General features: G+C 60.0%; 13 protein-coding genes and 4 tRNA genes. 16 read left to right on the top strand and 1 reads right to left on the bottom strand.

The window, feature by feature from the left end; genetic code table 11:
* The first annotated feature begins 119 nt into the window (after positions 1-119).
* From NTU39_RS25320 to NTU39_RS25245, 16 genes are all read left to right on the top strand, one after another.
* Positions 120-884: a glycosyltransferase family 25 protein gene (locus NTU39_RS25320; RefSeq protein ID WP_174985230.1), complete on the top strand. Its 765-nt coding sequence runs from the start codon at positions 120-122 to the stop codon at positions 882-884.
* A gap of 162 nt (positions 885-1,046) precedes the next feature.
* A tRNA-Tyr gene (locus tag NTU39_RS25315) sits at positions 1,047-1,132 on the top strand.
* Positions 1,133-1,207: 75 nt separating this feature from the next.
* A tRNA-Gly gene (locus NTU39_RS25310) sits at positions 1,208-1,281 on the top strand.
* A 31-nt stretch (positions 1,282-1,312) separates the two neighbouring features.
* Positions 1,313-1,387, top strand: a tRNA-Thr gene (locus tag NTU39_RS25305).
* Positions 1,388-1,457: 70 nt separating this feature from the next.
* Complete coding sequence (tuf, locus tag NTU39_RS25300) at positions 1,458-2,666, top strand: elongation factor Tu (protein WP_257958831.1); 1,209 nt, start codon at positions 1,458-1,460, stop codon at positions 2,664-2,666.
* Positions 2,667-2,731: 65 nt separating this feature from the next.
* Positions 2,732-2,807, top strand: a tRNA-Trp gene (locus tag NTU39_RS25295).
* Positions 2,808-2,829: 22 nt separating this feature from the next.
* On the top strand, positions 2,830-3,210 hold the full coding sequence (gene secE / locus NTU39_RS25290; RefSeq protein WP_039393786.1) for a preprotein translocase subunit SecE: 381 nt from the start codon (positions 2,830-2,832) through the stop codon (positions 3,208-3,210).
* Position 3,211: 1 nt separating this feature from the next.
* The gene (gene nusG, locus NTU39_RS25285) at positions 3,212-3,769 is read left to right on the top strand and encodes a transcription termination/antitermination protein NusG (RefSeq protein WP_039393784.1); all 558 of its coding nucleotides are present in this window, start codon (positions 3,212-3,214) and stop codon (positions 3,767-3,769) included.
* A gap of 143 nt (positions 3,770-3,912) precedes the next feature.
* Positions 3,913-4,344, top strand: a complete 432-nt coding sequence (gene rplK / locus NTU39_RS25280; RefSeq protein ID WP_039393782.1) for a 50S ribosomal protein L11 — start codon at positions 3,913-3,915, stop codon at positions 4,342-4,344.
* Complete coding sequence (gene rplA / locus NTU39_RS25275) at positions 4,344-5,039, top strand: 50S ribosomal protein L1 (RefSeq protein WP_046290063.1); 696 nt, start codon at positions 4,344-4,346, stop codon at positions 5,037-5,039. Before rplK ends, rplA begins: the two co-directional genes overlap by 1 nt.
* Positions 5,040-5,361: 322 nt before the next feature.
* Positions 5,362-5,859: a 50S ribosomal protein L10 gene (gene rplJ / locus NTU39_RS25270; RefSeq protein WP_046290062.1), complete on the top strand. Its 498-nt coding sequence runs from the start codon at positions 5,362-5,364 to the stop codon at positions 5,857-5,859.
* Between the two features lie 60 nt (positions 5,860-5,919).
* Positions 5,920-6,297, top strand: coding sequence for a 50S ribosomal protein L7/L12 (rplL, locus tag NTU39_RS25265; RefSeq protein ID WP_150666799.1), 378 nt, complete (start codon positions 5,920-5,922; stop codon positions 6,295-6,297).
* Positions 6,298-6,825: 528 nt separating this feature from the next.
* Positions 6,826-10,932: a DNA-directed RNA polymerase subunit beta gene (rpoB, locus tag NTU39_RS25260; RefSeq protein ID WP_150666800.1), complete on the top strand. Its 4,107-nt coding sequence runs from the start codon at positions 6,826-6,828 to the stop codon at positions 10,930-10,932.
* A gap of 26 nt (positions 10,933-10,958) precedes the next feature.
* Positions 10,959-15,170: a DNA-directed RNA polymerase subunit beta' gene (gene rpoC, locus NTU39_RS25255; protein ID WP_150666801.1), complete on the top strand. Its 4,212-nt coding sequence runs from the start codon at positions 10,959-10,961 to the stop codon at positions 15,168-15,170.
* 247 nt (positions 15,171-15,417) lie between these two features.
* Positions 15,418-16,842: a mannose-1-phosphate guanylyltransferase/mannose-6-phosphate isomerase gene (locus NTU39_RS25250; protein ID WP_257958827.1), complete on the top strand. Its 1,425-nt coding sequence runs from the start codon at positions 15,418-15,420 to the stop codon at positions 16,840-16,842.
* 195 nt (positions 16,843-17,037) lie between these two features.
* Entirely contained in the window at positions 17,038-20,115 is a 3,078-nt protein-coding gene (locus NTU39_RS25245) for a Fic family protein (RefSeq protein ID WP_257958825.1), read from the top strand.
* 60 nt (positions 20,116-20,175) lie between these two features.
* Here NTU39_RS25245 and NTU39_RS25240 read toward each other — a convergent pair whose 3' ends face one another.
* Positions 20,176-22,335 (bottom strand): TonB-dependent receptor family protein, encoded by a 2,160-nt coding sequence (locus NTU39_RS25240; RefSeq protein WP_257958824.1) that lies wholly within the window; start codon positions 22,333-22,335, stop codon positions 20,176-20,178.
* Between the last annotated feature and the right edge of the window lie 477 nt (positions 22,336-22,812).

The following is a 22,812-nucleotide window of genomic DNA, read 5'->3' as shown; positions in this document are numbered from 1 at the left end:
TGAAAGTGCATGGCTGAGTTGGCAATTCGACATATTTGCGGTTTATGCTGTCATCCGTTTCGAACAGCAATATGAGCGCTTCGCATTCTCGACGCGATGCTCACGTAGACCATAGAAAAATGAACCAGACGTGCATCCCGGGGTTGCGTCTTCCTCCCGTTATCGTCGTGTCATTAGTCGACAGCCATGAGCGTCGCGCTCATATCACTGCGCAACTGACCAAAGCGGGCGTCCCGTTCAGATTCTTCGATGCGCAGCGCATTGACCAATATCCGGCGACGTACGACGAAGCGACACGCCTCAAAATGTATTCCAGCCACCTGACGCTCGGGGAAGTGGGCTGCTATGACAGTCACTATCGAATCTGGGAAGCGCTGGCGCGCTCCAATGACGATATCTGGTGTGTCCTGGAGGATGACATCGAGCTGACGCATGACTTCTCTGGGCGCCTTGCCGCGGCGCTGGATGTCTCGATCCGCTGGGGCATCATGCGTTTAAAGAGTGGTGGAGATTCCGGGCGTTGGAAGGTGGGTGAGCTCCCGGATGGCGGCATCCTCCATGACCACCGCAAGCAGCCTGGCGGCACACAAGGCTACCTTATCCGTCGCGACGCCGCGTTGGCCCTATTGGACTACGCTAAACGGATGATCCATCCGGTCGACGACATGCTGAACCGCAATTGGGAGCACGGCGTCCGCATGATTTCGATGTCGCCAGACATTGTGGTGGACGTGGGCAACGATCTCGGTACCACGATCACCGGCCGCCGAAAGGCAGAACGAAGCCTCGCACAAAAGCTGCGGCGAGAATTTCACATGGGAAGAGACTGCCTGAACAGCCACATGGACGTTTTGCGCAGACGACTGTTGGCGGGCGCTCGCTAACCGCCTGCTGTCGATTATCCGAAAATCAAGATAATCCAACAAATCAAAGAGTTGCCGCGTTCTCGTGAATTTTTCTGGGCCGCAGGCATAGAAACTGCATATTTAATGCGTGGAAGGTGTTGACAAGGCAGGGGGACATCTCCATAATTGCAAATTCTCTGCGGAGGGGTGCCCGAGTGGCTAAAGGGGGCAGACTGTAAATCTGTTGGCTTACGCCTACGTTGGTTCGAATCCAACCTCCTCCACCAGAATGCGGAAGTGATGAGCGCCGGAAACATAAGTTCTCCGGCGCTTGTTACCAAGTGGCGAGAGTCGAAATCCAAGCGGGTGTAGCTCAATGGTAGAGCAGAAGCCTTCCAAGCTTATGACGAGGGTTCGATTCCCTTCACCCGCTCCAGGTGACGCGCAGAAGCAGTAGTACAGGATTCGCCCATGTGGCTCAGTGGTAGAGCACTCCCTTGGTAAGGGAGAGGTCGGCAGTTCGATCCTGCCCATGGGCACCAAAAGATAGTGAGGCGCGGCAATCAACATGCCGAGCAACCTCGGCAATAGATAACCCGTTAGGAGTCGGAAATGGCAAAGGAAAAATTCGAGCGGACTAAGCCGCACGTGAACGTCGGTACCATTGGCCACGTTGACCATGGCAAGACCACCCTGACGGCTGCTATCGCAACGGTTCTGTCGGCCAAGTTCGGCGGCGAAGCCAAGAAGTACGACGAAATCGACGCGGCGCCGGAAGAAAAGGCACGTGGTATCACGATCAACACGGCACACATCGAGTACGAAACGGCTACGCGCCACTACGCACACGTTGACTGCCCGGGCCACGCCGACTACGTCAAGAACATGATTACCGGTGCTGCCCAGATGGACGGCGCAATTCTGGTTTGCTCGGCAGCTGACGGCCCGATGCCGCAAACGCGTGAGCACATCCTGCTCGCCCGTCAGGTCGGTGTGCCGTACATCATCGTGTTCCTGAACAAGTGCGACATGGTCGACGACGCCGAGCTGCTCGAGCTGGTCGAAATGGAAGTGCGTGAGCTTCTCTCGAAGTACGACTTCCCGGGCGACGACACCCCGATCATCAAGGGTTCGGCCAAGCTGGCGCTGGAAGGCGACAAGGGCGAACTGGGCGAAGTCGCGATCATGAACCTGGCCGACGCGCTGGATACGTACATCCCGACGCCGGAGCGCGCTGTTGACAAGCCGTTCCTGATGCCGGTGGAAGACGTGTTCTCGATCTCGGGTCGTGGCACGGTGGTGACGGGTCGTATCGAGTCGGGCGTGGTCAAGGTCGGCGAAGAAATCGAAATCGTCGGTATCAAGATGGACGGCGACAAGCCGCACATCGACAAGACGACCTGCACGGGCGTTGAAATGTTCCGCAAGCTGCTCGACCAAGGTCAGGCAGGCGACAACGTTGGCCTGCTGCTACGCGGCACGAAGCGTGAAGACGTCCAGCGTGGTCAGGTTCTGGCCAAGCCGGGCTCGATCAAGCCGCACATGAAGTTCACGGCCGAAGTGTACGTGCTGTCGAAGGACGAAGGCGGCCGTCACACGCCGTTCTTCAATAACTATCGTCCGCAGTTCTACTTCCGTACGACGGACGTGACTGGCTCGATCACCCTGCCGGAAGGCAAGGAAATGGTCATGCCGGGCGACAACGTGTCGATCAGCGTCAAGCTGATTGCACCGATCGCCATGACCGAAGGTCTGCGCTTCGCAATCCGCGAAGGTGGCCGTACGGTGGGTTCGGGCGTCGTTGCAAAGATCGAAGCTTAAGCCGGTACCTTAACGGTCCGCGCTTACGGGGGTCAGCTTTTGGCAGCTGACCTCTCTGCTGTTTTAGGGGTATAGCTCAACTGGCAGAGCGTCGGTCTCCAAAACCGAAGGTTGGGGGTTCGATTCCCTCTGCCCCTGCCAAACAACTGTCTGCAAGCTGGAAATGGCGAATTCTCCCGTAGAAACTGTACGTACGACTGGCGATAAGCTGCTGCTGGCTCTGGCCGGCCTGCTGGTCATTGCTGGCGTCGTGGCGTTCTACGCGTTGGAGCAACAAGCACTGTATGTGCGCGTTGCTGCCATCGTCGTCGTTCTGGCCATCGCAGCAGGTGTTGCATTGGCATCGCAAACTGGCAAAGGCTTCCTGGCTTTTGCCAAGGATGCGTATCGGGAAGTGGGTAAGGTCGTTTGGCCGACCCGTAAAGAGGCTGCCCAAACGACCGCGATTGTCTTCGCGTTCGTCATCATCATGGCGCTGTATCTGTGGATCAGCGACAAGACGATTGAGTGGGCAGTGTTCTCTTTGATTCTTGGCTGGAAGTGATATGTCTGATACCGGAGCTGCACCGAGCAAGAAGCGCTGGTACGTCATTCATGCCTACTCCGGCATGGAAAAAAGCGTAGCCAAGCAACTGCAAGAGCGCATTACGCGTGAGGGCATGCAAGATTACTTTGGTCAGATTCTTGTTCCGACCGAAGAAGTTGTTGAAACTACGGCTGGCCATAAGAAGGTCACCGAACGTCGTTTCTTCCCCGGCTATGTGCTGTGTGAGATGGAAATGACGGATGAATCGTGGCACTTGGTGAAGAACACCCCCAAGGTCACGGGCTTTATCGGCGGCACGGGCACGCGTCCGATTCCGATCCGACAAGCCGAAGTCGACAAGATCATGTCGCAAATCAAGGACGGGGTTGAAAAGCCGCGTCCCAAGACGTTGTTCGAAGTGGGCGAGCTGGTTCGAGTCAAGGATGGTCCGTTCACGGACTTCAACGGCTCGGTGGAAGAAGTGAACTACGAAAAGTCCCGCCTCCGTGTCTCCGTCACCATTTTTGGACGGGCAACTCCAGTAGAACTGGAGTTCGGACAAGTCGAAAAGATCTAAGAATAAAATGCGCCGGCGCGACGTCCGGCGCGTTTTTGCGTTGGTGACACCCGTCGCCGAGGAGCGTCAGTAGCCCGTTTTTGGTGAACGCGCGCTATGACTCAACCCCGAATATGCGCCACATATTCGTTCCGGAGTAAACCATGGCAAAGAAAATCATCGGCTTTATCAAGCTGCAGATTCCTGCAGGTAAAGCCAATCCGTCGCCCCCCGTGGGCCCGGCCCTGGGTCAGCGTGGCCTGAACATCATGGAGTTCTGCAAGGCGTTCAACGCGCAAACGCAGAGCCTCGAACCGGGTCTGCCGATTCCGGTGGTGATCACCGCCTTCGCGGACAAGAGCTTCACGTTCGTCCTGAAGACCCCGCCGGCAACGGTGCTGATCAAGAAGGCTGCCAACCTGCAAAAGGGTTCGGCCAAGCCGCACACCGACAAGGTGGGCAAGATCACCCGCGCACAAGCGGAAGAAATCGCGAAGACCAAGATGCCTGACCTTACCGCCTCCGATCTGGACGCCGCGGTTCGCACCATCGCTGGCAGCGCACGTTCGATGGGCATCACGGTGGAGGGTCTGTAATGGCTAAGATCTCGAAGCGTCAACAAGCACTGGCCGCAAAGGTCGACCGCAACAAGCTGTACCCGGTCGGCGACGCTCTGGCCCTGGTCAAGGAATGCGCAAGCGCCAAGTTCGACGAGTCGATCGACGTCGCCGTTCAACTGGGCGTCGATGCGAAGAAGTCGGACCAAGTGGTTCGCGGTTCGGTCGTTCTGCCGGCTGGTACCGGTAAGTCGGTTCGCGTTGCCGTTTTCGCCCAAGGCGAAAAGGCTGAGCAAGCCAAGGCTGCCGGCGCTGAAATCGTCGGTATGGAAGACCTGGCCGAGCAGATCAAGGCCGGCAACATGGACTTCGACATCGTGATCGCTTCGCCGGACACGATGCGTATCGTCGGTACGCTGGGTCAGATCCTCGGCCCGCGCGGCCTGATGCCGAACCCGAAGGTTGGCACGGTCACCCCGGACGTCGCTACGGCTGTGAAGAACGCCAAGGCAGGTCAGGTGCAGTACCGTGTCGACAAGGCCGGTATCATCCACGCCACGATCGGTCGCGCTTCGTTCGAAGCCGCTGCTCTGCAGCAGAACCTTTCGGCGCTGCTGGAAGCCCTGACGAAGTCGAAGCCGGCTTCGAGCAAGGGTGTCTACCTGCGCAAGATTGCCCTGTCGAGCACGATGGGCGTTGGCGTGCGCGTGGACCAGGCCAGCCTGTCGGCCTAAGCGATAAGTATCGCAATCGCAGGGTGATGGCGTCCCCTGCGATGGCTGAGATCCTGGAGATCGACAGCCTGTAGCAAAAGACTTTGGGCGGAAGCGGATTCTTCGGAAGACGCTTCCGGTTATCAAAGACCGTTGGCGGGAATGGGCATTCACTGACGCTCCCTTAATACGCCAGCCAACGCAGATGGCGAACCCGAACAAGTTATGCAGTCACACCGTCGCACGCGGGCAACCGGGCGCGAGGGTTGAAACTCCAGACATGTCGGTAAGCCGTTAGTGGAACGACATCACCATGAGGTGATGTCAATTTTGGAGGTTAACCGTGGCACTTAATCTTGATGATAAGAAAGCCGTCGTGGCAGAAGTATCGGCGCAAGTCGCCGGCGCTTCGACCATCGTTGTGGCTGAATATCGCGGAATCACGGTTGGCGATCTGACGAAGCTTCGCGCCAATGCGCGTCAGCAAGGCGTCTACCTGCGCGTTCTGAAGAACACGCTGGCACGCCGTGCAGTGGAAAACACTGCATTTGCTGATCTGGCTGAGCAGATGACCGGTCCTCTGATCTACGGTATCTCGACGGATCCCGTAGCCGCTGCGAAAGTCTTGAACGACTTTTCGAAGGGCAACGACAAGTTGATCTTGAAGGCCGGCTCGTACGACGGCAAGGTGATGGACAAGGCAGGCGTGCAAGCGCTGGCCTCGATCCCGAGCCGCGACGAACTGCTCGCGAAGTTGCTGGGTGTCATGCAAGCGCCGGTTTCCGGCTTTGCTCGCGTCCTGGCTGCCGTGGCAGAGAAGAAGCAAGCGGAAGCTGCTTAATTCTCTCCCCGGTTACACGATCGCTGACTTCGGTCCGAACACAATCTAGGAGTTTTACAAATGGCAATCACGAAAGACGAAATCATCGAAGCCGTAGGCGCGATGTCGGTTATGGAACTGAACGACCTGGTCAAGGCGTTCGAAGAAAAGTTTGGCGTGTCGGCTGCCGCGATGATGGTCGCTGGCGGTGCTGCTGGCGGCGGTGCTGCTGCAGCTGCTGAAGAGCAAACCGAATTCAACGTCATCCTGGCAGAAGTCGGTGCAAACAAGGTCGGCGTCATTAAGGCCGTCCGCGAAATCACCGGCCTGGGCCTGAAGGAAGCCAAGGATCTGGTTGATGGCGCTCCGAAGGCTGTCAAGGAAGGCGTCGACAAGGCTGCTGCTGAAGAAGCCAAGAAGAAGCTGGAAGAAGCCGGCGCCAAGGTCGAAGTTAAGTAATTCGACTCTGCGCGTAGGGAAGGCTGGCGACGAAATGTCGTCAGCCTTTTTGTGCTTTCAGGAGATGCAAATCCCAAAAGCGGGATTTCAAATTCGAAAGCGGGCTTGAAGCTAAGCCAAGTGGTTGAAATTGAAGTGATTTCGCTGTGTCTGGTGTGACATGCACGGTTTCAAACGGGTGTTCGCCCAATGAAACGAGTCCAGGGACATGCGATAGCGGCCGACGTGCCGCACTGGGGAAGTAAGCGAGAGGCCAAAGAAAAAATCGCGACGGGAAGCGTATTCGATGCGTTATGCATCGGCCCGTGACGGTTTTCTCTTTGTCTTCTGAAGCGACTGCAGAAGGCAAGTTTGGTCGGGCGACGGGCAACACAGGCATCCGTCGCCGTCAGCCAGCGGTTGGTAGCGGCCAACCACCAAGCTCGTTGCTCCGCGGCAAGCCCGCCGTGGGGGACGTCTGGTCTCAGTCGATGAACACCCGTTGGCGATGCCTGCCGTCGTCGTCAGCGTAGTGATTCGGAGATCGTAATGCACTATTCCTTCACCGAGAAGAAACGCATTCGCAAGAGTTTTGCGAAGCGTCCGACCGTGCACAAGGTGCCGTTTTTGCTGGCCACCCAGCTCGCCTCGTACACATCGTTCTTGCAAGCCGATGCGCTTGCATCGGAGCGGAAGCCGGAGGGTCTGCAAGCAGCCTTCTCCTCCATTTTCCCGATCGTTTCTCACAACGGGTTCGCACGCCTGGAGTTTGTCAGCTATCTGCTTGGCACGCCTGCGTTCGATGTCAAGGAATGCCAACAGCGCGGCCTGACCTTCTGCTCGGCCCTGCGCGCCAAGGTTCGTCTGGTGATTCTCGATAAGGAATCGCCGAATAAGCCGGTAGTCAAGGAAGTCAAGGAACAGGAAGTGTACATGGGCGAAATTCCGCTCATGACCTCGACGGGTTCCTTCGTCATCAATGGCACGGAACGTGTCATCGTCTCGCAGCTGCACCGTTCGCCGGGCGTGTTCTTCGAACACGACAAGGGCAAGACGCACAGCTCGGGCAAACTGCTGTTCTCCGCGCGTATCATCCCCTACCGCGGCTCGTGGCTCGACTTCGAATTCGATCCGAAGGACATTCTGTACTTCCGCGTTGACCGCCGTCGCAAGATGCCGGTCACGATCCTGCTCAAGGCCATCGGCCTGACGCCGGAACAGATCCTCGCGAACTTCTTCGTGTTCGACAACTTCAAGCTGATGCCGGAAGGCGCACAGATGGAGTTCGTGCCGGAGCGTCTGCGCGGTGAAGTGGCTCGCTTCGACATCACGGATCGCGAAGGCAAGGTCATTGTCCAGAAGGACAAACGCGTCAACGCCAAGCACATCCGCGACCTCGAGAACGCCAACACCAAGTTCATCTCGGTGCCGGAAGACTATCTCCTCGGCCGTGTGCTCGCGAAAAACGTGGTCGATGGCGACACCGGCGAAGTGATCGCCAACGCTAACGACGAAATCACCGAAAGCGTGCTGCTCAAGCTGCGCGAGTCGGGCGTGTCGGACATCCAGACGCTGTACACGAACGATCTGGACCAGGGTTCGTACATCTCGGCCACGCTGCGTATCGACGAGACCGCCGACAAGACGGCTGCGCGTATCGCGATCTATCGCATGATGCGCCCGGGCGAGCCGCCGACCGAAGATGCGGTCGAGGCGCTGTTCAACCGTTTGTTCTACAGCGAAGAAGCGTACGACCTGTCGAAGGTGGGTCGTATGAAGTTCAACCGTCGTGTCGGCCGTGACGAAGTGCTCGGACCGATGACGCTGGACGACGACGATATTCTCGCGACCATCAAGATCCTCGTGGATCTGCGTAACGGCCGCGGCGAAGTCGACGACATCGACCACTTGGGTAACCGTCGTGTGCGTTGCGTCGGCGAACTGGCAGAGAACCAGTTCCGCGCCGGTCTCGTGCGTGTCGAGCGCGCTGTGAAGGAACGTCTGGGTCAGGCCGAGTCGGAAAACCTGATGCCGCACGACCTGATCAACAGCAAGCCGATTTCGTCGGCCATTCGCGAATTCTTCGGTTCGTCGCAGTTGTCGCAGTTTATGGACCAGACCAACCCGCTGTCGGAAATCACGCACAAGCGTCGTGTTTCCGCACTGGGCCCGGGCGGTCTGACGCGCGAGCGTGCGGGCTTTGAAGTTCGCGACGTGCACCCGACCCACTATGGCCGCGTGTGCCCGATCGAAACGCCGGAAGGTCCGAACATTGGTCTGATCAACTCGCTGGCACTGTACGCTCGCCTGAACGAATACGGCTTCCTCGAGACGCCGTATCGCAAGGTGGAAGACGGCAAGGTCACCGACCAGATCGACTACCTGTCGGCCATTGAAGAAGGTCGTTACGTGATCGCCCAGGCGAACGCGTCGATCGGCGCCAGCGGCGAACTCACCGACGAACTCGTGTCGTCGCGTGAAGCCGGTGAAACGCTGATGGTCACGCCGGACCGCATCCAGTACATGGACGTGGCACCGTCGCAGATCGTCTCGGTCGCAGCCTCGCTGATTCCGTTCCTCGAACACGATGACGCGAACCGCGCATTGATGGGTTCGAACATGCAGCGCCAGGCCGTGCCTTGCCTGCGTCCGGAAAAGGCGGTCGTCGGTACGGGTATCGAACGTACGGTGGCCGTTGACTCGGGTACGACCGTGCAGGCGTTCCGTGGCGGTGTGGTCGACTACGTCGATGCAGGCCGTGTGGTGATTCGCGTGAACGACGACGAAGCCGTTGCCGGTGAAGTCGGCGTGGACATCTACAACCTGATCAAGTACACGCGTTCGAACCAGAACACCAACATCAACCAGCGTCCGATCGTGGAAGTGGGCGATAAGGTTGCGCGCGGCGATGTGATCGCCGACGGCGCGTCGACCGACCTGGGTGAGCTGGCGCTGGGTCAGAACATGCTGATCGCGTTCATGCCGTGGAACGGCTACAACTTCGAAGACTCGATCCTGATCTCGGAACGTGTCGTCGCGGAAGACCGTTACACGTCGATCCACATCGAAGAACTGAACGTTGTCGCTCGCGACACGAAGCTCGGACCGGAAGAAATCACGCGCGACATCTCGAACCTGGCGGAAGTGCAACTGAGCCGTCTGGACGAGTCGGGCATCGTGTACATCGGTGCAGAAGTCGAAGCCGGTGACGTGCTGGTGGGCAAGGTCACGCCGAAGGGCGAAACCCAGCTCACGCCGGAAGAAAAGCTGCTGCGCGCGATCTTCGGCGAGAAGGCTTCGGACGTGAAGGACACCTCGCTGCGCGTGCCGTCGGGCATGAGCGGCACGGTCATCGACGTGCAAGTGTTCACGCGTGAAGGCATTCAGCGCGACAAGCGCGCTCAGCAGATCATCGACGATGAACTGAAGGGCTACCGCCTCGACCTGAACGACCAGTTGCGTATCGTGGAAGGCGACGCATTCCAGCGTCTGGAGCGTTTCCTGGTGGGCAAGACCGCCAATGGCGGCCCGAAGAAGCTCGCCAAGGGCACCAAGATCACCAAGGAATACCTGGCCGATCTGGATCGCTACCACTGGTTCGACATCCGTCTGGCAGAAGACGAAGGTGCGCAACAGCTCGAACAGATCAAGGAATCGATCGAGCAGAAGCGTCACTCGTTCGACCTGGCTTTCGAAGAGAAGCGCAAGAAGCTTACGCAAGGCGACGAACTGCCGCCGGGCGTGCTGAAGATGGTCAAGGTGTACCTGGCGGTCAAGCGTCGTCTGCAGCCTGGCGACAAGATGGCCGGCCGTCACGGTAACAAGGGTGTGGTCTCGAAGATCGTGCCGATCGAGGATATGCCGTACATGGCCGATGGCCGTCCGGCAGACATCGTGCTCAACCCGCTCGGCGTGCCGTCGCGGATGAACGTGGGTCAGATTCTCGAATCGCACCTCGGCTGGGCAGCGAAGGGTCTGGGCTGGCGTATCGGCGAAATGCTGCAAGCGCACACGAAGGTCCAGGAGCTTCGCAAGTTCCTGACGAAGATCTACAACGAGAGCGGTCAGCAAGAAGATATCGACAGCCTGTCGGACGACGAAATCATGTCGTTGGCACGCAACCTGCAGAACGGTGTTCCGTTCGCGACGCCGGTGTTCGATGGCGCGCATGAAGAGGAAATCCGTCGCATGCTGGATCTGGCGTTCCCGGATCACATCGCGAAGGAACTCGGCATGACCAAGTCGAAGAACCAGGTCACGCTGTTCGACGGTCGCACTGGCGAAGCCTTCGAGCGTACGGTCACTTGCGGCTTCATGCACATGCTCAAGCTGCACCACTTGGTCGACGACAAGATGCACGCACGTTCGACCGGTCCGTACTCGCTGGTGACGCAACAGCCGTTGGGCGGTAAGGCTCAGTTCGGTGGTCAGCGCTTCGGTGAAATGGAAGTGTGGGCACTGGAAGCTTACGGCGCATCGTATGTGCTGCAGGAAATGCTGACGGTGAAGTCGGATGACGTGACGGGTCGTACGAAGGTGTACGAGAACCTCGTTAAGGGCGATCACGTGATCGATGCCGGCATGCCGGAATCGTTCAACGTGCTGGTCAAGGAAATCCGTTCGCTCGGTATCGATATCGACCTGGAGCGCGGTTAATCGCGTTCAGGCAACAGGAGAAAGCAATGAAAGCTTTGCTCGATCTATTCAAGCAAGTCCAGCAGGACGAACAGTTCGACGCGATCAAGATCGGTCTGGCTTCGCCGGACAAGATCCGCTCGTGGTCGTTCGGTGAAGTGAAGAAGCCGGAGACGATCAACTACCGGACCTTCAAGCCCGAACGCGACGGTCTGTTCTGCGCCAAGATCTTCGGTCCGATCAAGGACTACGAGTGCCTTTGCGGCAAGTACAAGCGCCTGAAGCACCGTGGCGTGATCTGCGAGAAGTGCGGCGTTGAAGTGACGCTGGCCAAGGTGCGCCGTGAGCGCATGGGCCACATCGAACTGGCTTCGCCGGTCGCGCACATCTGGTTCCTGAAGTCGCTCCCGTCGCGTCTGGGCATGGTGCTCGACATGACGCTGCGCGACATCGAACGCGTGCTGTACTTCGAAGCATACGTGGTCCTCGAGCCGGGCATGACGCCGCTTAAGCGTTGCCAGATCATGACCGAGGAGGATTACTACAACAAGGTCGAGGAATACGGCGACGAATTCCGTGCCGAGATGGGCGCGGAAGGCGTGCGCGAGCTGCTGCGCTCGATCGACATCGACGCACAGGTCGAGCATCTGCGCGCCGAGCTGCAAGCCACGGGCTCGGAAGCCAAGATCAAGAAGTACGCCAAGCGCCTGAAGGTTCTTGAGGCATTCCAGCGCTCGGGCATCAAGCCCGAGTGGATGGTGCTCGAAGTCCTGCCGGTGCTCCCGCCCGAGCTGCGCCCGCTGGTGCCGCTCGACGGTGGCCGCTTCGCGACCTCGGACCTGAACGATCTGTATCGCCGCGTCATCAACCGTAACAACCGTCTGAAGCGTCTGCTCGAGCTCAAGGCCCCGGACATCATCGTGCGCAACGAAAAGCGCATGCTGCAAGAGTCCGTGGACTCGCTGCTCGACAACGGCCGTCGCGGTAAGGCGATGACCGGTGCGAACAAGCGCCCGCTCAAGTCGCTGGCCGACATGATCAAGGGTAAGAGCGGTCGTTTCCGTCAGAACTTGCTGGGTAAGCGCGTTGACTACTCGGGCCGTTCGGTGATTACCGTGGGCCCGACGCTCAAGCTGCATCAGTGCGGTCTGCCGAAGCTGATGGCGCTCGAACTCTTCAAGCCGTTCATCTTCCACAAGCTGGAAGTGATGGGCGTGGCCACGACCATCAAGGCCGCGAAGAAGGAAGTCGAGAACCAGACGGCGGTGGTGTGGGACATCTTGGAAGAGGTGATCCGCGAGCATCCGATCATGCTGAACCGCGCACCGACGCTGCACCGCCTGGGTATTCAGGCGTTTGAGCCGGTGCTGATCGAAGGCAAGGCAATTCAGCTTCACCCGCTGGTTTGCGCGGCGTTCAACGCCGACTTCGACGGTGACCAGATGGCTGTTCACGTGCCGCTGTCGCTCGAAGCGCAGATGGAAGCGCGTACCCTGATGCTGGCCTCGAACAACGTGTTGTTCCCGGCTAACGGCGATCCGTCGATCGTGCCGTCGCAGGATATCGTGCTGGGTCTGTACTACGCGACGCGCGACAAGATCAACGGCAAGGGCGAAGGCCTGTCGTTCATCGACGTGTCCGAAGTGCTGCGTGCGTACGACAACAAGGAAGTCGAACTGGCTTCGCGCGTGAACGTGCGTATTACGGAGTACCTGGTCGACGCGGAAACGGGCGAGAAGACGCCGAAGATCACGCTGTACCCGACGACCGTCGGCCGCGCGATCCTGTCGGAAATTCTGCCGCCGGGCCTGCCGTTCTCGGTGCTGAACAAGTCGCTCAAGAAGAAGGAAATCTCGAAGCTGATCAACACGGCGTTCCGTCGTTGCGGTCTGCGCGAGACGGTGATCTTCGTCGACAAGCTGATGCAGTCGGGCTTCAAGCTCGCAACGCGCGCCGGTATCTCGATCTGCGTCGACGACATGCTCGTGCCGACGAAGAAGGAAGAGCTGATCGGCGAAGCGTCGAAGAAGGTCAAGGAATACGACCGTCAGTACATGTCGGGTCTGGTCACGTCGCAAGAGCGTTACAACAACGTCGTGGACATTTGGGGTGCTACCGGTGACGCCGTGGGTAAGGCGATGATGGAGCAGCTCTCGAAGGAAAAGACCACGGATCGCGATGGCAACGTCGTGGATCAGGAGTCGTTCAACTCGATTTACATGATGGCCGACTCCGGTGCTCGCGGTTCGAGCGCCCAGATTCGCCAGCTCGCCGGTATGCGTGGCCTGATGGCCAAGCCGGACGGCTCGATTATCGAGACGCCGATTACCGCGAACTTCCGCGAAGGCCTGAACGTGTTGCAGTACTTCATCTCGACCCACGGTGCACGTAAGGGTCTGGCCGATACGGCACTGAAGACGGCAAACTCGGGTTACCTGACGCGTCGTCTGGTCGACGTGACGCAGGATCTGGTCGTGGTCGAAGACGATTGCGGCACGAGCAACGGCGTGGCGATGAAGGCGCTGGTCGAGGGCGGTGAAGTGGTCGAAGCCCTGCGTGACCGTATCCTGGGTCGCGTGGCTGTGGCTGACGTCGTGAATCCGGAAACGCAAGAGACGGTGTACGAAGCCGGTACGCTGCTCGACGAAGACATCGTCGAGAACATCGAAGCGCTGGGTATCGACGAAGTGCGCGTGCGCACGCCGCTGACCTGCGATACGCGTTTCGGTCTGTGCGCACTGTGCTACGGCCGTGACCTGGGTCGCGGTACGCGTGTGAACGTCGGCGAAGCTGTCGGCGTGATCGCAGCACAGTCGATCGGCGAACCGGGCACGCAGCTGACGATGCGTACGTTCCACATCGGTGGTGCGGCATCGCGTGCGGCAGTGGCCTCGTCGATCGAAGCCAAGTCGAACGGTACGGTTCGCTTCACGGCAACCATGCGTTACGTGACGAACGGCCGCGGCGAGCAGATCGCGATCTCGCGTTCGGGTGAAGTCCTGATCACGGACGATCACGGTCGTGAGCGCGAGCGTCACAAGGTGCCGTACGGCGCGACGCTGCTGCAACTGGATGGCGCACAGGTCAAGGCCGGTGCCCAACTGGGTACGTGGGATCCGCTGACGCGCCCGATCATTACCGAACACGGCGGTTTCGCCAAGTTCGAGAACGTCGAGGAAGGTGTCACGGTTGCCAAGCAGATCGACGATGTGACGGGTCTGTCCACGCTGGTCGTGATCGATCCGAAGCGTCGTGGTCCGGCGTCGAAGAACGTGCGTCCGCAGGTCAAGCTGCTCGACGAGAACGGCGTGGAAGTGAAGATCCCGGGTACGGATCACCCGGTGACGATCGGCTTCCAGGTCGGCGCACTGATCACCATCAAGGATGGTCAGCAAGTGCCGGTGGGTGAAGTGCTCGCACGTATCCCGACCGAAGCGCAAAAGACTCGCGACATTACCGGGGGTCTGCCGCGCGTGGCCGAACTGTTCGAAGCGCGTGCACCGAAGGACGCCGGCATTCTGGCCGAAGTCACGGGTACGACGTCGTTCGGTAAGGACACGAAGGGCAAGCAGCGTCTGGTCATTACCGATCTGGACGGCAACCAGCACGAATTCCTGATTCCGAAGGAAAAGCAGGTGCTGGTGCACGACGGTCAGGTGGTGAACAAGGGCGAAATGATCGTGGACGGCCCGGCCGACCCGCACGACATCCTGCGTCTGCAGGGTATCGAAGCGTTGTCGCGCTACATCGTCGATGAAGTGCAGGACGTGTACCGCTTGCAGGGTGTGAAGATTAACGACAAGCACATCGAGGTGATCGTTCGCCAGATGCTGCGTCGTGTGCAGATCACCGACAACGGCGATACGCGCTTCATCATCGGCGAACAGGTCGAGCGTTCGGACATGCTCTACGAGAACGACGCCATGAATGCCGCGGACAAGCGTCCGGCGCAGTACGAGAACGTGCTGCTGGGTATTACGAAGGCGTCGCTGTCGACGGACTCGTTCATCTCGGCTGCATCGTTCCAGGAAACGACGCGCGTGCTGACCGAAGCCGCCATCATGGGCAAGAAGGACGACCTGCGTGGCCTGAAGGAAAACGTCATCGTTGGCCGTCTGATCCCGGCAGGTACCGGTCTGGCGTATCACAAGGCCCGCAAGGCCCGCGAATCGTCGGATCGCGAGCGTCACGACCAGATCGCTCTGGAAGAGGCATTTGCCCCGATCCCCACTTCGGTGGAAGAGCCGACGGCAGAGTAAGCCGGACGCAGGCGGCGCTGGCGCAAGCCGGCACCGCCGGTTCGGCACTACGCCGTATCGCTGTACCGTTGTACGAAAGCGGCACCCTTTGCGGGGTGCCGCTTTTCTTTTGCGCGACGGCAAAGCGTGGCCCCGATGCCCATCCGCGGCCACCTTCCGTCATCGCAATGTCGTTTTAAGTCTTTGAAATGACGATATAATTTTCGCTTCCCTAAGCGATGTGGCGTAACTTTCTACGAACCGGAATATGGCGATAACTCCTGTAATTCTGTGCGGCGGTAGTGGTACACGTTTGTGGCCTTTGTCGCGAGCCAGCTATCCAAAGCAGTATCTCGCGCTCGCCGGTTCGGACACATTGCTCCAGCAGACGGTCAAGCGCGTCGGTGCGCTCGACGGCGTGGCCGCACCGCTGATCATCTCCAATAACGAGCAGCGCTTCCTCGTGGCCGAACAGCTGCGCGCGATCGACACGACGCCGGGCGCTATCGTGCTCGAACCCGTGGCACGCAACACCGCACCGGCGGTCGCGGCGGCGGCGCTGGTTGCCCTGCGTCAGGACGCCGACGCCACGTTGCTCGTGTTGCCCTCCGATCACGCCATCGCCAACGAGGCCAAGTTCCTCGAAGCGGTGCGTGCGGCCAAGACACTCGCCGACGACGGCTATCTCGTCACCTTCGGCATTCCGCCGACGTCCCCGCACACCGGTTACGGCTACATTCGTCGCGGTGCCTCCACGCAAGTGTGCGCGAGCGGTTTCAACATCGACCAGTTCGTCGAGAAGCCGGACGCCGACAAGGCCGCAGCACTCATCGCCGCTGGCAACTGCTACTGGAACAGTGGCATGTTCATGTTCAAGGCGTCGGCGTATCTCGACGAACTCGAACGTCTCGCCCCGGCGATGCTCAAGCAGGTGAAAGCGGCGGTGGAGCGGGGCGCGGTGGATATCGACTTCTTCCGTCTGGACAAGGCGAGTCTCGAAGCGTGCCCGTCGGACTCCATCGACTATGCCGTCATGGAGAAGGCGAAGCGCGCCGCCGTGGTGGATGCCGACGGTCTGGGATGGAACGACATCGGCTCGTGGTCGGCGGTTGCGGAGATTGCCGAGCGTGACGAGAACGGCAATAGCCTGATCGGCGATGTCGTGACGCACGGCGTGAAGAATAGCTATGTGCGTGGCGAGAGCCGGATGGTCGCGGCCATCGGAGTCGAGAATCTCGTGATCGTGGAAACGCCGGACGTCGTGCTGGTCACATCGAAGGATCACGTGCAGGACGTCAAGCGCGTGGTCGAGACGCTGATCGCCGAAGGCCGCTCGGAGTCGGTATTCCATCAGCGCGTGTTCCGGCCGTGGGGCGACTACGAAGGCATTTGCGTGGGCGACCGCTTCCAGGTGAAGAAGATCGTCGTGAAGCCGGGTGCTTCGCTGAGCTTGCAGATGCACTTCCACCGTTCGGAGCACTGGATTGTGGTCAAGGGCACGGCGCGTGTGGTGAACGGCGACACGACGACGCTGCTGACCGAGAACCAATCGACGTACATTCCGCTGGGCACGACGCACCGCCTGGAAAACCCCGGCCGCGTGCCGCTCGAACTGATCGAAGTGCAGTCCGGCGCGTATCTTGGTGAAGACGATATCGTCCGCTTCCAGGACGACTACGGCCGCACGAAGTAAGTAGGCAGGAAGTATGTAGGAAGCACGCAGGAAGCACGCAGGAAGCACGCAGGAAGCACCAAGCAGTCCCGCTCGCCCCGATGAAGGGGCGAGCCGCACGACGAAGGCACGCGCAGCACAGAAGCCGTTGTTCGATAAATGCACGAATGACACGGGGCAGCGATGAGCGAGGGGGCGAAGGCACGAAGGCCAGCGGTGAGTGTGCGCCAGGAGGGCGTGCCGGTCGTCGGTGATGCATCCGCCGCGACGCCCGCACTCGTCGATAATCGCCCTATCAGCCGCGCTCACGCGCAAATGCGTACCACCATCGACGCCAGCCCGCGCACCCGCGCGGTGGCGCAGCGGCAAGCGCTCGCTTCGCCGCCCCCGCCTTCGTCAGCGCCTGCGCCCATCCAGCGCGTCATCAATTTTTCGGCCGACGTCGAGCGCCAGTACACCAAAGACGCCTTTCTGACGAAGCTCAAGCACGTCAGTGCGCTGACGTTCGACGAGATTCGGCGGACATGGATCGCTGCCGAAAACGCCACAGAGCAGATCACACTGCCGGACAACATCGAACTGGCCTGGGCCATGCTGGCGCCGTTCCGGCCGAAGCCGCCGAGACGCCGGGGTGCCAAAGCGCCTGTTCTGCCTCAGTACCCCGAGAACGATGTCCGTCTGCTCGATCAGGCCGCCAGGGCCATTCCGATGACGTCGCGCTTCGACGTCGGCAAACATCAGGCCGCCATCAGTAGCCACTTTCAGACGATTTTTCCGCCTGCGAAAGAGGAGTCGGAGCAAGCGCAGCAGCCCTGGAACCCTGAGGAACCGGGCGAATTCGAGGAGCATTTGTCCACAGTCGACTTCACGACGTGGGACAACCTCGTGCCCGAACAGAAGCGGCTGCTACTGCGGAACCGGAACAATCCGAAGGTGCTGATGCGCGAGCTGAAAGACCTCGTCACCCACACCTCGGACGCCACGAACGACTACCTCATCGCGCTTTACAGTCATCTCGCCGCGTTGCGGGGAGACGCCCGTGCCATAGGCGAGGAGGCGGGGCTGCACGATAAGGGTGAATACCTTCAGACGATCGTCGACATCCGAAGCGGGAAGGCGCTCGGTTCTGAACCGTACAAACCGCCGAAATACAGTCAGGTGTCGTCCATCGACTGGACCGACAGGGACGAACTGGTCGAGGATCATCCGTTCCTGCGTCAGCGAAGCGAGCAGCTCTATAAGCATCTGGATGCGCGGCGCGACAGGAATGCGCTGGACGTTCTCACCAAGTGGGCGTCGCCGGCTACGGGGGTGCAGAAGAACAACGTGGGCATGGATATCGGTCTCTCGGCCAAGAGCCACGACCCGGGACACGCTGGCGACGACATCGCGTTGCTGGATTCGACGCTCGCACGGATTGCGCCCATCGAAGGCACCCTTTACGCCGCCTATCCGAGAAACGATTCGCTCCAGCCGGGCAGACTTTTTACTCAGGGGACGCCACTGAGCGCAAGCGAGTCCGCCGGCGGTACGGTCGCGTTTTCGAAGGGCGGCATGAAGAAGAAAGGCGATCCGATGGATCGCTATCGCATCTACGCCAAGGGCATGAACGGTATTCCGATCAGCCCCGTCGCACCGGATATCGGGCACGGACAACGGGAGGTCGTCTTCCGGGCGAGTGCGACGTTCAAGGTGCTCACCGTTGAGGAGGGCAACTACGGGGCGGGCGTCACACGGCTCGTGACGATGGTCGAGCAAGGCGAGTCGACCTCGCAGATCGATGCCGTTAAGCAAAGTCAGGAAGCGCTGCTCAACAGCAACGACCGGTGGCTCACACGGCTCGGCGACGTTGACGTGGATCAGCGCACGCAGTCGTGGTTCATCTCCAACAGTACGGGCGGCACCGTGGAGGGGCAGCGCGACGCCAGCTTTGCGTTCCCGTACGGGAAGAAGACCGCGCAGGCATGGCACGACGTCATTACCGACAATGGCATCGATATCTGGTCGATCGACGGATTCCGTACGGTGGCAGCGCGTCTGGCGGGAGAGACCCGCAGCGAAGTCGAATTCATCACGCAGGACGACGACCCTTCATTCTGGGGCGCACCGGTGCGACTGACGTCGCCGGAGAGGAAGACGCTGACCGGCCACGGCCTCTCGGTGACGAGCGCGAAGGGTAAAGGCAACAAGGGCCTGTTCAATGTGAGTTACCAGCAGGAAGACAAGGCATCGGCACTCGGTGATCTGCTCGCGCAAAGCAAGGAGGCGTTCGACGCCATTCTTGCCCCGAAGCCCAAACCGAAAGGACGTCGCCGGATCGATCCCGAGACGGAAAAGGAAAACGACATTGCCCGGCTGGCGGCGCGGGTTCAGCAGCAAATCAGTGTGCTGCATCCGCTGCACGATACCAACGGGCGCGTGAGTCGCGCCTATGCGTATCTGATTCTTCGTCGTGCGGGATATGGCGACAGGCCGCTACGGTTGTTCGATCAGGACAAGGATCAGACCACGTCGCGCGCGGATTGGGAAAACCAGTTCGCCAGCTATCAGCCGGAAGAAGAGGAAGAAGACGACTGGTTGTCGAGTGCCGGTCCGGTAACGGACATGGGCGGCGCGCGTACTTTTATCGGCACGTTAGCGGGCGGCACCATGCCCCGACGGCTATCGGAGGTCGAGAAAGAGGAAAAGACGCTCAGCGCTGCGCAGGACGTCGAAGACGACGATTTGTGGGTCGAGCGCGAGATGTTGGCGTTTGCGTCGCACCGGCCGCCATGGCTACCGCCCGAGTTGGGGTTGGAGATGGACGCCTTCGTCGCGTCCGACCTGAAGCGCAGGGAGGCGGAGGAGGAAGAGGAGCCGGAGAAGAGGGGTAAGAAGAACAAGAAGAAGCGGGTACGCGCGACGCCGCCGACAAAGCCCAAACGCTATGCCGATGCGGTGGCGCTTCAGCATCGCGTGACGATTGCGATATCGAACAGGATTCAGACCAGTCTTAACCGGAAGCGAAACTTCGACGAGGTCGACGAGCAGGGTGCGTCGGAGGAAGACGCTTCCGACCGGGACGACAACGCGTCGGATATCGAGGACGATGAAGAGACGCACTTCTCGGCGCGTCGTGTGCATGTTGGCAGGCGTGGCCGACGTGGCGGTCGTGACCTTCCGGAGGAGTCGGAAGACACCGATGACGACGCATACGAAGTGGACCACGACGAACAGGACGAGGACGACGAGGAGGAGGACCCGGACTACCGGCCCGGCAACCAGAGGACGTACAAGAAGCCGAGGCACCGTTGACAAAAAAGCCCCGCCGTCGAATCGAAGGCGGGGCTTTGTGCTTACGTCGGCAAACGTCGATCAGAATCCGAAGTGCCCTTGCACGTAGACCATGCGCGGTGCGCCGACCATACGGCCCGCGTTGCCATCGACGTTACGCGTGTAAAAGCGCTTGTCGAACACGTTGTTCAGACCCACGGTGACATCGGCGTTCTTGTAGAACGGGATCTTGTAGCTCGCCTGCAGGTTCCACACGCGGAAGCCCGGCACCTTGCCGTTGCTGCCGTCGGCGGATTCCGCTTCAGTGTTCGCCAGATCCGAGTACTGCGAGCTTTGATGCGTGGTGGAGACGTTGAACGTCCACTGGCCGATCGCGTAGCGCGCGCCAAGGGTGTCGGTGAAGCGCGAGTAGAACGGCACGTCCATACCCGAGGTCGCGCCGGACTTCTGAATTGCCCGCGTGAACGTGAAGTTGGCGTAGACGTTCAGGCCGCGCAGAACGCTGTCGCGATCGAACGTGTAGTCGATGGCGGTTTCGATGCCGTCGTGGTCCGTCGCACCGATGTTCTGGAAGACGGCCGGGTTTGAGCCGGGCACCTGCAGAATCTGGTTGTCGAACTTCATCTTGAACGCCGTCAGTTCAGCCTTCCAGCGATTGTCCGTCCAGCGCGTACCGATTTCATACGTGCGCGCCAGTTCCGGCTCCAGTGGGTTCGTGGCCGACATCGAGTTCAACTGTGTGTTCTGCACCGGGCCGAACGACGTGCTGTAGTCTGCGAACACCGTCCACGCGCTGTTCACGAGATACGACAGGTTCACCGACGGCAACGCCTTGTTGTTGTCCGAACGGAAGGTCGCCCCCGAGGCGTTGTCGACACGTTGCGAATTGATGAATTCGTAACGCAGACCCGGCGTGAAGCGCCAATTGCCCCACGCCATGCGGTCGTCGATGTAGAACGCGTTCGCGCTGGTGTAGTTGTTGAACGTTTGCGTGGCCGAGTTCTTGCCGGTGGCGAGCGTCGTCGTCCAGTTGTTGTCGTCGCCACGCTCGTGGATGTAGCGATAACCCACGGTGACGTCGTGCGCGGTCGGGCCGAAGAACAGACGCTGCGTGAAGCGCGGCTCGATGCCGAACGTCTCGTAGTTGCGCGGCTGATGCGTCGTCGACGTACCGGCTGCATTGATGAGCGTGCTCTGACGGTAGCTCGAGTTGTAGAACGTGCGAATCTCGAATTCCTGCGTCTCCGAGATCGTATTCAGATAGCCGAAGTCGAGCCCCGTGCGATTGCCGCTCCAGTAGTCGTTAGGACGCGTGTTCTGGAACGGATCCGCATTGAACTGCGCGACGCTCAGGCCGCCCGGCGTCTTCGATTTCACGTCGTAGTACGAGAGCTTGCCGTACACCTGCTGGCTGGGCGTGATGTCATAGCGCCACTTGAGTGCGACGTCGTTCACGTGCTCGTCGCTGCCCTTGCGCCAGTCGCGTCCGACCATGCCCGAGTACAGCAACGCCAGACCGAGACCGTTGTCCATCTGCGTGCCGAGGAACGCACCGTACTGCGTGTTCGCGCCGCCACCCGCCGTGTAGATGTTCTCGCGCACGGTGGCGTCGGCGGTCAGGCCCGGCGTGTTCGGGATCGAACGCGTCTTGAAGTTGATCACGCCGCCCACGTTTTGCGGGCCGTAGCGAACGGCACCGCCGCTGCGCACGACGTCGATGCTCTCAATGTTGAACAGGCTCACCGGCGCGAACGACAACTGCGGCTGACCGTAAGGCGCGACGGCCATCGGAATGCCATCGAGCAGCACCGTCGAGCGCGGCGAGTATCGGCCGGTGAGGCCGCGTACCCCGATGTTCAGCGAGATGGCGCTGCCCGCCGTGCCGGAGTTGTCGCTCGCTTGCACGCCCGGGATGCGGCGCATGACGTCGCCGATGCTCGTCGCACCGGACTCTTCGATCTGCTCCTTCTTCACGACCGTGCGTGCGCCGGGGAAGGTCTTCGCGCTGTTGTCGAGGCCGGTGCCGAGCCAGTCGCCGGAGACGTTCACTGCACCGAGTTCGACGTCGGCCTTGGCTTCGGCCGCCGACGTGGCTTGTTGCGCGTGCGCTGCACCCAGCGTGGCCATCAGCAATGCGGCGGCGCAGGCGGTCGCGCGGGGCAGGCGTTGCAGACGACGGGAGGGAACAGTGGCAGAAATAGCGGCAGGAACAGCGGCACGGCGACTAGCAGACATCTTCATCTTGGCAGACCTTCGTAACTTCGGGCGGTGGCGAGCGAGGCCGCTGAGCGATGTGCGCGTGACGACAAGCACATCTGCGGCGTGCGGATTGTTATGAGTAAGACGTTGTAATAAAGCGACGCGGATTATAAATGCAAATCACTCTCATTTTTAATGGGTGTCGGCGAACGTCTGTCGGTATTGGCGGAAAGGCATTGCGTAGCGACGCTGGCAGTCGGGGAAGCAGGGAGAAATGCGCGACATTGCGCCGAGATATCGTGCAATGTCGGACGGAAACGGGAAGAAGCGATGACAAACACCACCTCCGTGTTTTCTTCAACGGTCGATTGAGACTGTGGCTTCAGCACCACAACCGCACGGTAGGTGGGGGTTAAAGGGCGATATCGGATTATCCAGTTTTGCTTATCACTCGCCCAAAATCGATTGATTGTTCGTGGCTCGCGTGACGGCAAGAATGGGGGACTATTCAAGACGATG

The sequence above is a fragment of the Pandoraea commovens genome (assembly GCF_024704525.1).
Taxonomy (GTDB): domain Bacteria; phylum Pseudomonadota; class Gammaproteobacteria; order Burkholderiales; family Burkholderiaceae; genus Pandoraea; species Pandoraea commovens.
This window is presented reverse-complemented; position numbering and strand designations above follow the sequence as displayed.

Bases quoted from the DNA above. Each gene is read 5' to 3' on its own strand.
- NTU39_RS25320 (WP_174985230.1), top strand. From the start codon at position 120: ATGAACCAGACGTGCATCCCGGGGTTGCGTCTTCCTCCCGTTATCGTC.
- tuf (WP_257958831.1), top strand. From the start codon at position 1,458: ATGGCAAAGGAAAAATTCGAGCGGACTAAGCCGCACGTGAACGTCGGT.
- secE (WP_039393786.1), top strand. From the start codon at position 2,830: ATGGCGAATTCTCCCGTAGAAACTGTACGTACGACTGGCGATAAGCTG.
- nusG (WP_039393784.1), top strand. From the start codon at position 3,212: ATGTCTGATACCGGAGCTGCACCGAGCAAGAAGCGCTGGTACGTCATT.
- rplK (WP_039393782.1), top strand. From the start codon at position 3,913: ATGGCAAAGAAAATCATCGGCTTTATCAAGCTGCAGATTCCTGCAGGT.
- rplA (WP_046290063.1), top strand. From the start codon at position 4,344: ATGGCTAAGATCTCGAAGCGTCAACAAGCACTGGCCGCAAAGGTCGAC.
- rplL (WP_150666799.1), top strand. From the start codon at position 5,920: ATGGCAATCACGAAAGACGAAATCATCGAAGCCGTAGGCGCGATGTCG.
- rpoB (WP_150666800.1), top strand. From the start codon at position 6,826: ATGCACTATTCCTTCACCGAGAAGAAACGCATTCGCAAGAGTTTTGCG.
- rpoC (WP_150666801.1), top strand. From the start codon at position 10,959: ATGAAAGCTTTGCTCGATCTATTCAAGCAAGTCCAGCAGGACGAACAG.
- NTU39_RS25250 (WP_257958827.1), top strand. From the start codon at position 15,418: ATGGCGATAACTCCTGTAATTCTGTGCGGCGGTAGTGGTACACGTTTG.
- NTU39_RS25240 (WP_257958824.1), bottom strand. From the start codon at position 22,335: ATGAAGATGTCTGCTAGTCGCCGTGCCGCTGTTCCTGCCGCTATTTCT.